Origin of the sequence: Eikenella corrodens (genome assembly GCF_900187105.1) — a bacterium.
GTDB lineage: Bacteria > Pseudomonadota > Gammaproteobacteria > Burkholderiales > Neisseriaceae > Eikenella > Eikenella corrodens.
The window spans coordinates 2,148,296-2,160,344 of sequence record NZ_LT906482.1; the positions used below are offsets into that span (position 1 = coordinate 2,148,296).

The following is a 12,049-nucleotide window of genomic DNA, read 5'->3' on the forward strand; positions in this document are numbered from 1 at the left end:
AAACTTTCAGGTAGCCCCAACCCAAACACCATGACCAATACCACAACCGTCCACCTCTACACCGACGGCGCCTGCAAAGGTAATCCCGGCCCCGGCGGCTGGGGCGTGCTGCTGCGCTACGGCCGCCATGAAAAAGAACTCTGCGGCGGCGAAGCCGACACCACCAACAACCGCATGGAGCTTACCGCCGTTATCCGCGGCCTCGAAGCCCTCAACCGCCCCTGCCAAGTAACCATCCACACCGACTCCCAATACGTGAAAAACGGCATGGAAAGCTGGATTCACGGCTGGAAGAAAAACGGCTGGAAAACTTCCGCCAAACAACCCGTGAAAAACGCCGAACTCTGGCAGCAGCTCGACCAACAAGTCGCCCGCCACCAAGTATCCTGGCAATGGGTGAAAGGCCATGCCGGCCACCCCGAAAACGAACGCGCCGACCAACTGGCTAATCAAGGCGCCGCCAATATATCCAATGAACAACAATAAACGCCAATAATCAAATTATTGGTACAAATTCCCCCACCGCCAGCCGTCCCTTCCAGCAGTTGGCGTTCCGCCCGCCATCTGATAGAATGGCAACCCATACAGTCAATCAAAACGCAGCTTCCAATTCTGTGTTTGATTGGCTAAAAATTTGAGTTCACAAGCCGCCGGCACCAGGCGGCTTGCATTTTTATGTAAAAACGGCTGCCCCGCAGCCCTTGTGGAGAAAATCATGCAAAAGATTCCATTAACCGTACGCGGCGCCGAACTGCTCAAGCAAGAATTGCAGCATCTTAAAAGCGTTGAACGTCCTGCCATTATCGAAGCCATCGCCGAAGCCCGCACCCACGGCGATTTGTCTGAAAATGCTGAATACGAAGCAGCCAAAGAAAAACAAGGCTTCATCGAAGGCCGTATTTCCGAACTGGAAAACAAACTCTCCGCGGCCCATATCATCGACCCCACCGAAATCCACGCCGAAGGCAAAATCGTATTCGGCTGCACCGTCGTGCTGGAAGACTTGGAAAACGAAACCCAAGTGCGCTACCAAATCGTCGGCGACGACGAAGCCGATATTAAAGATAACAAAATCTCCATCAGCTCGCCTATTTCACGCGCCCTTATCGGCAAAGAAGAAGGCGATGTGGCCGAAGTGCAGGCGCCTGGCGGCATCAGAGAATACGAAGTTATCGAAGTGCTGTATATCTAGTAAGCAGTGGCGAAATGGACCAGAATTTTAATCCCTACCAGACTCCGCAAAGCCAAGAATACCTGCCGCAAAGTACTACTGAATGTTGGCGGGAGGGTAAACGTGTCTTTTTGCCTGCCGGCACTGACTTACCTTGCCGCTGCATCCATTGTGGCGAAGAGGCTGCACCGCCACGCCGACAACGTAAACTCTATTGGCATCATCCTGCACTATATTTGTTGATACTCACTGCATTTATCGGCTTGCCTGGGCTATTGGTTTATCTAATTGTGGCCTTGGTTGTGCGAAAAAAAATTACGGTTACGGCTGCACGTTGCCCTACACATCGCAAACAGATGCGCCAAATTTATATTGGTATATTCATGCTGTTGTTGGTCACGCTGTTCCTACCGTATTTTGCCTCCACCGAAAACGGTATGGTTGATAGTAGCCTGATGTCGCTGTTGTATATCGGTTTAGTTTTAATTTGGCTGGTACTGGCAATTCTCGCTTCCGTCTTCCGTCTGCGCGCTGTACGGATCAACGAAGAATTCAGCATCCTCAAAGGCTTTGGCCGGGGCTTTCTCGACACCCTGCCGGAAGAATACGAACTCAACAGCCGCCGTTAAAACATAGCAATCATTTGGCAACATATAGCCAATTTTCAGGTAGCCCTTCTCTATCGAAAGGCTACCTGAAACTTCAGGTAGCCTTTTCTTCATTCACACCATCAACTCTTATTCAGCCTCACCCTCCTCTTGCGGCTGTGTCTGGTTCGCAGGAGCAGCGGGATTGAGGTTTTGCGTGAGGCCGTTGATGTCGCCGCCGCTCAAGCCCAGCTCTTTGAGCAAACCGTCCACCAGCGGGGCCTGGGCGCGGTAGCGCAGGGCGCTGTTCACCACTTGGTCGGACAAAGCCGCGTTGCCTTGGGCGCCGGGGCTACCTGAAACACCGTCTGCGGCAGCGCCGCTGAATCCGCCCAAGCCGTTGATTTGCAGAATCTTGATGCCGTCGATGTTTTCCATCGGGCGCACGGATTCGCGGATGATGTCGGGCAGGTGTTTCAAGAGGGCGAGGCGCACTTGCATTTCAACTTGCTCGACGCTCAATACGTTGGCGGCTTCGTTTACGGCGCGGGTACCTTCGGCATCGACTTTGTATTGCTGCTCTTGCGCTTGTGCCAGCAGCACTTTGGCATCAGCTTCACCTTTGGCTTGCAGGCGTTGTTTCTCAGCTTCGGCTTCGGCGGCGATGCGCACGGCTTCGGCACGGTCTTGCGCGGCCTGTTTCTCGGCTTCGGCGGCGACGGTGAGCGAAATCGCGTCTTTTTGTGCGGCTTCTTCGGCGGCAATCAGTTCGACGGCTTTGGCACGTTCGGCGCGTTCGGTTTCGCGTACGGTAATCACGCTCTCCTCTTCGCGCACGGCGGCGGCGCGGGCTTTGTCGGCCTCGGCTTTGGCTTCCGATTCGGCACGCGATTTTTCGGCCACGGCGATGGCGCGGTCTTGTTCGGCCAGCTCGATGGCTTTGCGGCGTTCGACCTCCGCCTGTTCGACGGCTTGGGCTTTTTTGATATCTTCGTTTTTAATATCGCGTTCGGCGGCGATGCGTTTCAAATCCACTTCGCGTTCGGCGGCGATTTTGGCTTCTTCCGCCTCGCGTTTTTTCTGCGCTTCCTGCTCGGCGATGCTGGCTTCCTGTTCGGCGCGGCGCACGGCAATTTCGCGTTCTTGTTCGAGTTTGGCGTATTCTTCTTCACGCGAGATTTTCAGGCGTTGCTGCTCGGCTTCGAGGTTTTTGGTTTTAATCGCCAAATCGGTGTCTTGTTCGATTTCGTTGCGTTTCTTGCGGCGGCCTTCGATGGTTTCGGTCAGTTTGGTCAGACCTTCCGCGTCAAAGGCGTTTTGCGGGTTGAAAAACTCAAAGCTGGTTTGATCGAGGCCGGTCAGGGAGACGGTTTCGAGTTCGAGGCCGTTTTTAAACAAGTCTTCGCTCACGACTTGCTGCACTTTTTGAACGAAATCAACCCGTTTTTCGTGCAGCTCTTCCATCGCCATTTCGGCAGCAACGGCGCGCAGGGCATCGACAAATTTACCTTCAACGAGGTCTTTCAATTCGTCAGGCGACATGGTTTTCATACCCAGCGTTTGCGCGGCGGTGGCGATGCTCTCGGCGCTGGGTTTGACGCGGACGTAAAATTCCGCCATCACATCCACGCGCATCCGGTCGCGGGTAATCAACGCCTGCTGCGCCGCGCGGCGCACTTCGAGGCGCAATGTATTCATGTTGACGGGGATGATTTCGTGCAGCACGGGCAGCACCATCGCGCCGCCGTTCATGATGACTTTTTCGCCGCCGAAGCCGGTACGGACGAAGGAGACTTCTTTGCTGGCGCGACGATACAGGCGGGTGAGGATGAGGCCGAGCACAAACAGCGCGACGAGTATCACGCCGGCAATAGTGGCAATGGAAATAAGGTTCATGGTTTTCCTTTCTTGAGTGGATTTCGGCAGCCTGGTGCTACCTGAATATAGTTAAACAAAACTGCAATCCCAAATTGAACAACACGAGCACAACTCAACACCAGTTCTTAGATAGCCGGTCAAATAGCAAAAAAGGCTACCTGAAAACCATAAAATTCCATCAAACAACATTCCCGCTATTTTCCCCTAAAACGCTTTTCAGGTAGCCTGCGGGTCTGCAAACAGCAGGTATTTTCAATTGTCCGACATAGCGTTTGTACCTGATTTGCAACAGCACTTGTCTTTTACACGGGAAGTTATATTTAAAAAACAAAAATCTAAATTAGGCATCATTTGGCACAGATTGCCAAAATTAGAGCAGGCATTAAAATGCCAATCGTTCTCAATATAGTTTACTAACCGATATGGCAGTAGGCTCACCCCAACTGCCTATTTTTAATCTTTAAGGGAAACATCCTCATGAAACAACCGCGCACACACCTCAAAGCCCTCATCCTCGCCCTGGCCGCCATCGGCAGCCCAGGCCTGCTTTATGCCGAAGGCACGAATGAAGCCCAGCCTGCCCAAAGACAAGAACAGCAGGCCGACAGCGCCGAGCTCGAAGCCATCGAAGTTACCGCCCGCCGCCGCTATGCCAGCGGCTACCAACCCATTTCCGCCGATGTCATCGGCGGCGGCAACACCCCGCTGCTCGAAGTGCCCCGTAGCGTAAACATCGTTACCCCCGCCGTGCTGGAGGACCGACGCCCCGGCTCGCTGGACGAAGCCCTGCTCACCGTGAGCGGCATCCGCCAAGCCAACACCCTGGCTGGCACGCTCGAGGCCGTAGTGAAACGCGGCTTCGGCGACAACCGCGACAACTCCGTGCTGCGCAACGGCATGCAGATGACCCAAACCCACGTATTCAGCCCCACCGCCGAGCGCGTGGAAGTGCTCAAAGGCCCGGCCTCCACACTCTACGGCGTGCAAGACCCCGGCGGCGTGGTGAATGTGGTAACCAAACAGCCGCAGCTCAAACCGGCCCGCTCCGTGAGCACCAGCTTCGGCAGCCACAGCGCCCGCCAAGTGGGTGTGGACTTCACCGGCCCCATCGGCTCCAGCCAAAGCTGGGCCTACCGCTTCATCGCCGACTACCGCCAAAGCGACTACTGGCGCAATTTCGGCGAAATCAAGCAAACCACCATCGCCCCCTCGGTCAAATGGATTGGTGAGCACACCACCATCACCGCCGCCTACGAATACTTGGACTACACCGTGCCATTCGACCGCGGCACCTTCCTCGATTCCACCCCCGGCGCAAACTACGGCAAACCCCTCGCTATTCCCGCCGAACGCCGACTGGACGAGCCTTTCAGCGAGCAGAGCGGCAAAAACCATATGTTCCAGTTCACGCTCGACCAATATTTGAGCGAACAGTGGAAAATGCGCCTGAACTACAGCTTCACCTACCATACCTACGACGACTGGAAAGCCCGTATTGCCAACACCGCCGCCGGTATCAACACCACCACCGGCACGGTGCGCCGCCGCATCGACGGCACGCAGGATGCCCGCTTGCGTGTGCACAACCTGGCCTTAAGCTTCAAAGGCGACGTGCATACCGGCAGCGTACGGCACAAACTCGGCTTCGGCCTCGAAGCCATGCACAACGACCGCCTGCTGGGCAAAATCTACCAAAGCCCCGCCAACAACTACACCATCAATATGTACAACCCGGTGTATGGCCGCATTAGCCCGCAGCCCGGCGTGAACACCATCGACGGCCAAGGCAACAATACCCAGCAAACCGAAATCCTCAAAACCTTCGCCCTGTATGCCAATGACGATATTCATCTCGGCGAAAAATGGATTGTGTCTGCCGGCCTGCGCGCCGAGTATTTCGACCAATACGCCGGTCGCGCCAACCGCAATTTCGTATTCAAAGCCAATACCGACAACCACGGCTGGAACTTCTCGCCCTCGCTCGGCGTAACCTACCGCCTCACCCCGCAGTGGTCGCTCTATGGCAGCTACGCCACTTCGTTCCGCCCACAGGTTTCCGTGGCCAACGAAATCCCTGGTGATGCCCAGCCTGAAAAAGGTCGAGCCTTTGAAATCGGTGCTAAATTCGCCGGCGATCGTCTCTCTGCCGCAGTAGCCCTATTCCATATCGAGAAAGAAAATGTGCGCTACAGCGTAACCTCTGGCGGCCAAACCGAAACCCGCTTTGCCGGCCGCGCCCGCTCCATGGGCTTTGAAGCCGAAATGGGCGGCCAGATTACCGAACGTCTCGGTGTGAACGCCAACTATGCCTACACCGAAACCAAGGTGCTGGAAGCAGAAGCCGCTGCCCAAGGCCTGCCGCTGAACAATACCCCGCGCAACCAGTTCGGCCTATATCTGACTTATGATTTCGGCAACGCGCTGGGCGGCAACTGGCGCGCCGGCATCGGAGCCAAATACAACGGCGCATGGTATATCGGCAAAAATGCCGCCAGCGGCGACCGTCTGTGGAAAATCCCTGCAGCCACCGTAGCTGATGCCTTTGTCTCCTACGACACCAAAATCGGGGATAACAAGCTCAACGTGCGGCTCAACGGCAAAAACCTGACCAACCGCCTGTATTACACCTCCACCGTAGGCTCTTCGGCGCAATACCCGATGATCGCCATCGGCAATCCGCGCGAAATCAGCGTTTCTGCTAAGTTTGAGTTTTAAGCATTTGGCCACAGCATAACGCCCCATAGAGGCTACCTGAAAAATGCAATCCCGTTTTTCAGGTAGCCTTCCGCGCTGTTTGGCCTGCCTGTTTTAAACACCCTTTTTGCTGCCGTTTTATTTTTCAGGTAGCCTTTCAATCCCAAATGGCTAGGCAAACCAAATTGGCTTTCGATACAAGGCGGTGAGCCGCAGACAGTACAGAAGTACGGCAAGGCGAACCAACGCGGCAGCGAAAGTTAAATTGGTTTGCCATACCTGAAAAATAAAGTTATCCAACCAAGCACCACATATGAAACAAGAACAATGGAAAATCGAGCTCCTGGACAGCCCGCTGTGGCTGGTGCAGAGCTTTTTCGGCGTATTGCTGTTTTGCCTGATCGCCGCCTTCCTACTGCGCCGCACTACTTTCGGCCAACGTTTCGAGCGCATCCTGCGCCCCTGTTTAGCAAGCAGCAACCGTATCCGAGTGTGCCTGCTCTTGGCTGCGCTGCTCTTGATGGTGCTGCTCGAAGTGCGCATCAGCGTGCTCAATTCATTTTTCTACAAAGGCCTCTATGATTCCCTGCAAGACCGCGCCGCAGCCGCCTTCTGGTTTTTCGCCGGCATCAACAGCGCCTTAATGGTGTTCAAAATCATCCATGCCCTGGCCGACGAGCTGCTCGAACAAGTCTTTATGATCCGCTGGCTGGAAAAACTCAACGCCGCGCTCACCCAAAGCTGGCTCGCTCATAAAAACTACTACCGCCTGCACATGCGCCGCCACGCGCCCGACAACATCGACCAACGTATCCAGCAAGACGCGCAAGATTTCATCGCCTCCACCGCCGAGCTCGTGCGCGGCCTGATCAGCGCCATCGTTTCTACCATCGAATTCACCGTCATCCTCTGGAATCTCTCCGGCGTGCTCAGCGTATTGGGGCTGGAAATCCCGCGCGGCATGGTGATGTTTATCTACCTCTTCATCCTCTTTGCCACCGCCACTTCCGTGTGGATCGGCCTCCCCTTGGTGAAGCTCAACTTCCAAAACGAACACTTCAACGGCAACTACCGCTACGCCCTCGTGCGCGTGCGCGACCACGCCGAGAGCATCGCTTTCTACAACGGCGAAGCCGCCGAAGGGCGCAACCTGCGCCGCCACTTTGCCCACATCATCCGCAACCGCTGGCAGATTGTGTTCCGCAGCCTCGGCCTCAACGGCTTCAACACCGGCATCACCCAAATTTCCAACCTGCTGCCCCTCATGCTGCAAGCCCCTCGCTTTTTCGCCGGCCAAGTGAAAATCGGCGATATGCACCAAACCGTGCAAGCCTTCAACCGCCTGCAACGCGCCCTATCCTTCTTCCGCAACTCCTACAAAGACTTCACCGCTTATCAAGCCCGGCTCGAACGTCTCGACGGCTTCTTCCAAAGCATGCAAAACCACCTGCCCTACCGCCAGCCGCAGCACGAAGCCGAAAACTGCATCCTGCAGGCCGACAAGCTCACTCTGCACCGCAACAACGGCAACATCCTGCTCTCCGACGTTTCCTTCCGCGCCCAAAGCGGCGATTCCCTACTCATCCGCGGCCCCTCCGGCTGCGGCAAAACCTCATTGCTGCGCGCCCTGGCCGGCCTCTGGCCCTTCGGCAGCAGCGGCCACATCATCAGCCCCGCCCGTGAACACATCCTCTTCGTGCCCCAGCGCCCCTACACCCCGCAAGGCAGCCTGCGCCGCGCCATCTGCTACCCCAACATCCGCCCCGACGAACACCAGCTTACCGCCGCCCTCGAAGCCTGCCGCCTGGGCTACCTGAAAGAACTGCTCGACACCGAAGACGACTGGCAGCACAAACTTTCCCCCGGCGAGCTGCAGCGCATCGCCTTCGTGCGCATCCTCATCACCCGCCCCCGCCTCGTGCTGCTCGATGAGGCCACCGCCGCGCTCGATGAAGAAACCGAAGCCGCCCTCTACCGCCTGATCCGCCAAGAGCTGCCCGACAGCATCATCGTGAGCATCGGCCACCGCAGCACACTCAACGCCTTCCACAACCAAATCATCTGCGTGGGCGAAACCCTGATCGACTGCGGCACAAGCAAGATTTGAAATACCGGATTGTTAAAGAACAATTTGCCCTAAAGCAAACAATTTTCTTAAATTTGAAACGATTATGGCGGTTTAAAAATAGATACGCTATGATGGAGATGCAGCATTCCTTTTCACAAATTTACTTAAAAGGAGCACGCTATGCACCCCGTCAAACGTCTGTTTAACGGCCTAACCACCCTACTGCTGGCAGGATTATTCTGCATTCAAACCACCAGTGCGCAAAACCTGCCGGGCATCGTCGATATGCGTGATGCCGGTTTGCAAACCGGCAGCTCGGAAGAAGTGGCCGCTGCCGAAAGCAGCTTGCTGGGCAGGCATATGTTTTCCCTGCAATGGATAAGCTGGGAGCGTTTCGGCACCGCCACCATCCGCCGGGGCAGCAACGGCTTGGAAATCAATGCCTACCAATCCTTAAACGGCGATTTCGTGAAACTCGACGGCCTAATCGAAGTCATCGACCAGCGCCATTTCTACTTTACCGGCAACGTAAGCACCCGCGTATATCACATCAACAACGGCCAGCCCTGCGAACGCAGCGGCACTTTCCTGTTTCAAGCCAAAGACTCCCGCCAATATTGGCGCATGCAGCCGATACAAAACCCCTGCGACAACGCAGCCGACTACATCGATATTTTCTTCAAACGCTGATGTCGGTTTTCAGGTAGCCCGAGTAACCAATTGGGGCTACCTGAAAGCTTCGTCTTTTTCCCAACCAGCTCTTCAGCCGGCTCCTTCCCGATCTTCACCCACATACTCCAGCAGCGGCAGCCCGGTAGCTCGGCTGATTTGTTTGGCTGTTTTCTCTGCCGTTTGCCGGTTGTCGCGCATCAGCGAATCCGCCTCCAGCAGCCGCACGTTTTTGCCGCCCGCCTTGCCTGCCAACCAGATTTCGCTCAAACCTACGCTCACACCATTGCGCCGCACACGGCTGTAAATACCGCAAAACTCCGATAGCGCATAGCGTTTTTCAGGTAGCCACTTAAAACTGTGCAGGCGGTACACAATCAATTCGTCTCCCAGCACGCTGTAGCGTACCTTGCGCAAGGTATGCCAACGGTGCGCCAACCGCCCGGCGATGGACAGCAAAGCCACCAGCCAAAATAGTCGCCAGCTAACCCCACCACTGTCCCACACGATCAGCAGCGCCAACAACAAAAACGGAATGCGCGCGAACAAAGTGCCGACCGAATACACGGCAAATTCCGCCCCGTCCGCAAGCTTCGGCGCGGCACGTTCCGGCAGCTTCGGCTGCGGCTCATGTTCCACCTGCCTGGCCGCTGCCAGTGCGGCTTTGATTTCAGAGGGCTGCCGCCGAGCCGTTTGTGTTTGCGGCGTTTTCCGGCCGCGCCGTGCACGAAACACCCCGCGCACTTCCGATACCGCCACTGCCAACAGCCCGAGCGCCAGCAGCCCCGCGCCGAAATACAGCGGCTTGGGCAGGCTGCCACTTTGCCAATCCGCCGCCAAACGCAGCAGCCAGACCGCCAGCCAAGTCCACAACCCGGCCGCCGCCAAATTCACCACCTGCCGCCACACAGGTAGCGTTTTCACCTGCAAGGGCTGCAACTGTGCCGGATTGGCCGCCGTTTCCTCCGCCGCACGGATGACTGTGTTGATTACCGGCCGTTTGACCAAACCCGTTGCCTTAGCGATATGGTTCTGAATCCTGTCTAATTCGTTCAGCGAGCCCTTATGCGGCAGGAGATTTTCCTCCAGCACCAAATCGTTCCGCCCATCCGCCGATTCCAGCCACAAGCGCCCGTAGTAGCCGCGGTAATCATTCTGCACTTTCTCCGCCGCCACTGCCGCAAACATCGAGAGCGGGTATTCCCGCTGCGCCTGCCAGCCCCAACGCCAGCGCCCGTGCAGCAGCACGCCGCGTTCCGTGTCCAGCCGCAGAAAGTCCCGCGCCGTGAACATGCGCCAATACAGGAAACCAACCAGCGCCGCCCCGCCGAAAAACAGCAGCACCATTGCCAAACGAAGCGCCGTGCCCACCCCGTCGCCGGAAATGTCCGACACCGTATCCAGCCCGATGATAAGCGGCAGCAATACCCCTGCGCAGACCACGCCGATTTCCAGCGTCAAATCCTTAGATGTAGCCGGATACAGCATCACGGTTTTGCGTTTGTCTTGATTCATCATCATGTGTCTTTCATTTTTCAGGTAGCCTCAAAACTGCCCGGCAAACTTATACCACCAAGGCCAGCAGGCAAAACACTGTCCAGGCCGCCCACACCAGCAGCGCCCACATGCGGATTTGCTCCGTATCCCAATCCCCCGCCTGCCAGCCGATGAGCCAGCCTGTCTTCCAGACTTCGATTTTTCCGCCACATCCCACGAGATAATCCACTTAAAAAACAGGCTGAACACAATATAAAGCGGAAAGATTGACAATTTCCCCATCCAATCCATATCAATTACCTCCATCAGGATGTCCGCACCCAGTCCCTCGTTTTCAGGCGGCAAGCGTAGCGTGGGCAGGACAGCTGCAGGGCAGGCATTGATGCCCGCGCGGGGTTTTAACTTCGTTGAAGCTGCGCTTTCAGGTAGCCTGAGAGGGGGGATGGGCTGCCTGATAAAGTGTCGGGTTTGCAACCCGGCCTTCCCGCCGGATTCATGCCTGCGCAGGAATAGCGGAGCGGGCATTTTTTTTGAATTGGTTATACCGTCCGCCGCCATCTCCGGCGGAACTCACGCCACGAAATCCAAACCTATGTCCAGCGAGCGGCTGCTGTGGGTGAGGTAGCCGAGGGCGATGCCGTCCACGCCGGTTTGCGCCACGCGCTTCAGGCGCTCGAAGCCGATGCCGCCCGATGCTTCGCAATAAACGGTGTGGGGGTGGGCGGTTTGCGCGTGGCAGCGGTTTGCGGCTTCTTTCAGGGTTTCGTCGTCCATGTTGTCCAGCAAAATCCGTTCCGCGCCCGCCGCGATGGCTTCGTCTAGTTGTGCCAGCGTGTCCACTTCGATTTCCACGCAGATCAGCGTCCCGGTGGCCCGCTTTGCCTGCCGCACGGCTTGGGCGATGCTGCCACAATAGGCGAGGTGGTTGTCTTTGATGAGCACGGCGTCGTCCAAGCCCATACGGTGGTTTGTGCCGCCGCCCGCCCTGACGGCGTATTTTTGCAGGACGCGCAGCAGGGGGATGGTTTTGCGGCTGCACACGATGTCTGTGCCGTATTCGGCGACTTCGGCAACGGCAAGCGCGGTGGCGGTGGCGATGCCGCTCAGGTGGGTGAGGTAGTTGAGTGCGGTGCGTTCGGCGGCGAGCAGGGCGCGGGCATTGCCTTCGACGGCGGCCAGCGTCTGGCCTGCGCGGACGGCTTGCCCGTCTTGGATTTCGGCTTGGAAGCGGACGGACGGGTCCATTACCTGAAAGGCGAGGCGCGCCAAGTCCATGCCGGCGATGACGCCGTTTTCGCGGCTGACGAGGAAGAGTTTGGCGGTTTTATCGGGGGCGATAACGGCGGCGGACGTAATGTCGCCGCGCCTGCCCAAGTCTTCGCTCAGGGCTTGCTCCACCATGGGGCGCAGCAGGGTGTCGGGCAGGGGGAAGAGGGTGTTTTTTAGCGGCATGGGGTTTCCTTTGTTGAAAGAAGGGGGCGGCAG

Annotated in this window: 10 protein-coding genes; 6 read left to right on the plus strand and 4 right to left on the minus strand. The window is 56.8% G+C overall.

From position 1 onward, the window contains the following. The first annotated feature begins 30 nt into the window (after positions 1-30). The 3 genes from rnhA (at position 31) to CKV94_RS11275 (ending at position 1,800) form a co-directional block, all read left to right on the plus strand. Entirely contained in the window at positions 31-486 is a 456-nt protein-coding gene (gene rnhA, locus CKV94_RS10815; protein ID WP_003822787.1) for a ribonuclease HI, read from the plus strand. A 229-nt stretch (positions 487-715) separates the two neighbouring features. Next, positions 716-1,192 (plus strand): transcription elongation factor GreA, encoded by a 477-nt coding sequence (gene greA, locus CKV94_RS10820; protein WP_023886591.1) that lies wholly within the window; start codon positions 716-718, stop codon positions 1,190-1,192. A gap of 14 nt (positions 1,193-1,206) precedes the next feature. Further along, the gene (locus CKV94_RS11275; protein WP_152907618.1) at positions 1,207-1,800 is read left to right on the plus strand and encodes a hypothetical protein; all 594 of its coding nucleotides are present in this window, start codon (positions 1,207-1,209) and stop codon (positions 1,798-1,800) included. Between the two features lie 108 nt (positions 1,801-1,908). On the opposite strand, the gene CKV94_RS10830 is transcribed toward CKV94_RS11275, so the two are convergent. Then, on the minus strand, positions 1,909-3,654 hold the full coding sequence (locus CKV94_RS10830) for a flotillin family protein (RefSeq protein ID WP_003822792.1): 1,746 nt from the start codon (positions 3,652-3,654) through the stop codon (positions 1,909-1,911). A gap of 459 nt (positions 3,655-4,113) precedes the next feature. Between CKV94_RS10830 and CKV94_RS10835 the strand changes: the two genes are divergently transcribed. The 3 genes from CKV94_RS10835 to CKV94_RS10845 all read left to right on the plus strand — a co-directional run bounded on the left by CKV94_RS10835 (position 4,114) and on the right by CKV94_RS10845 (position 9,088). Continuing rightward, positions 4,114-6,351: a TonB-dependent siderophore receptor gene (locus CKV94_RS10835; protein WP_035580091.1), complete on the plus strand. Its 2,238-nt coding sequence runs from the start codon at positions 4,114-4,116 to the stop codon at positions 6,349-6,351. Between the two features lie 292 nt (positions 6,352-6,643). Continuing rightward, complete coding sequence (locus CKV94_RS10840) at positions 6,644-8,437, plus strand: ABC transporter ATP-binding protein/permease (protein ID WP_003822800.1); 1,794 nt, start codon at positions 6,644-6,646, stop codon at positions 8,435-8,437. 141 nt (positions 8,438-8,578) lie between these two features. Beyond that, a complete protein-coding gene (locus CKV94_RS10845) occupies positions 8,579-9,088 on the plus strand; it encodes a hypothetical protein (protein ID WP_003822802.1) in 510 nt (169 codons plus the stop codon). 72 nt (positions 9,089-9,160) lie between these two features. On the opposite strand, the gene CKV94_RS10850 is transcribed toward CKV94_RS10845, so the two are convergent. The 3 genes from CKV94_RS10850 to nadC all read right to left on the minus strand — a co-directional run bounded on the left by CKV94_RS10850 (position 9,161) and on the right by nadC (position 12,016). Beyond that, a complete protein-coding gene (locus tag CKV94_RS10850; RefSeq protein ID WP_003822806.1) occupies positions 9,161-10,588 on the minus strand; it encodes a hypothetical protein in 1,428 nt (475 codons plus the stop codon). Positions 10,589-10,631: 43 nt separating this feature from the next. After that, on the minus strand, positions 10,632-10,793 hold the full coding sequence (locus CKV94_RS11280; RefSeq protein WP_153708427.1) for a hypothetical protein: 162 nt from the start codon (positions 10,791-10,793) through the stop codon (positions 10,632-10,634). A gap of 341 nt (positions 10,794-11,134) precedes the next feature. Further along, positions 11,135-12,016, minus strand: coding sequence for a carboxylating nicotinate-nucleotide diphosphorylase (gene nadC / locus CKV94_RS10860; RefSeq protein WP_003822808.1), 882 nt, complete (start codon positions 12,014-12,016; stop codon positions 11,135-11,137). Between the last annotated feature and the right edge of the window lie 33 nt (positions 12,017-12,049).

What these genes read in the sequence shown, in the direction of transcription:
- rnhA (WP_003822787.1), top strand. Translation starts at nt 31, where the DNA reads ATGACCAATACCACAACCGTCCACCTCTACACCGACGGCGCCTGCAAA.
- greA (WP_023886591.1), top strand. Translation starts at nt 716, where the DNA reads ATGCAAAAGATTCCATTAACCGTACGCGGCGCCGAACTGCTCAAGCAA.
- CKV94_RS11275 (WP_152907618.1), top strand. Translation starts at nt 1,207, where the DNA reads ATGGACCAGAATTTTAATCCCTACCAGACTCCGCAAAGCCAAGAATAC.
- CKV94_RS10830 (WP_003822792.1), bottom strand. Translation starts at nt 3,654, where the DNA reads ATGAACCTTATTTCCATTGCCACTATTGCCGGCGTGATACTCGTCGCG.
- CKV94_RS10835 (WP_035580091.1), top strand. Translation starts at nt 4,114, where the DNA reads ATGAAACAACCGCGCACACACCTCAAAGCCCTCATCCTCGCCCTGGCC.
- CKV94_RS10840 (WP_003822800.1), top strand. Translation starts at nt 6,644, where the DNA reads ATGAAACAAGAACAATGGAAAATCGAGCTCCTGGACAGCCCGCTGTGG.
- CKV94_RS10845 (WP_003822802.1), top strand. Translation starts at nt 8,579, where the DNA reads ATGCACCCCGTCAAACGTCTGTTTAACGGCCTAACCACCCTACTGCTG.
- CKV94_RS10850 (WP_003822806.1), bottom strand. Translation starts at nt 10,588, where the DNA reads ATGATGATGAATCAAGACAAACGCAAAACCGTGATGCTGTATCCGGCT.
- nadC (WP_003822808.1), bottom strand. Translation starts at nt 12,016, where the DNA reads ATGCCGCTAAAAAACACCCTCTTCCCCCTGCCCGACACCCTGCTGCGC.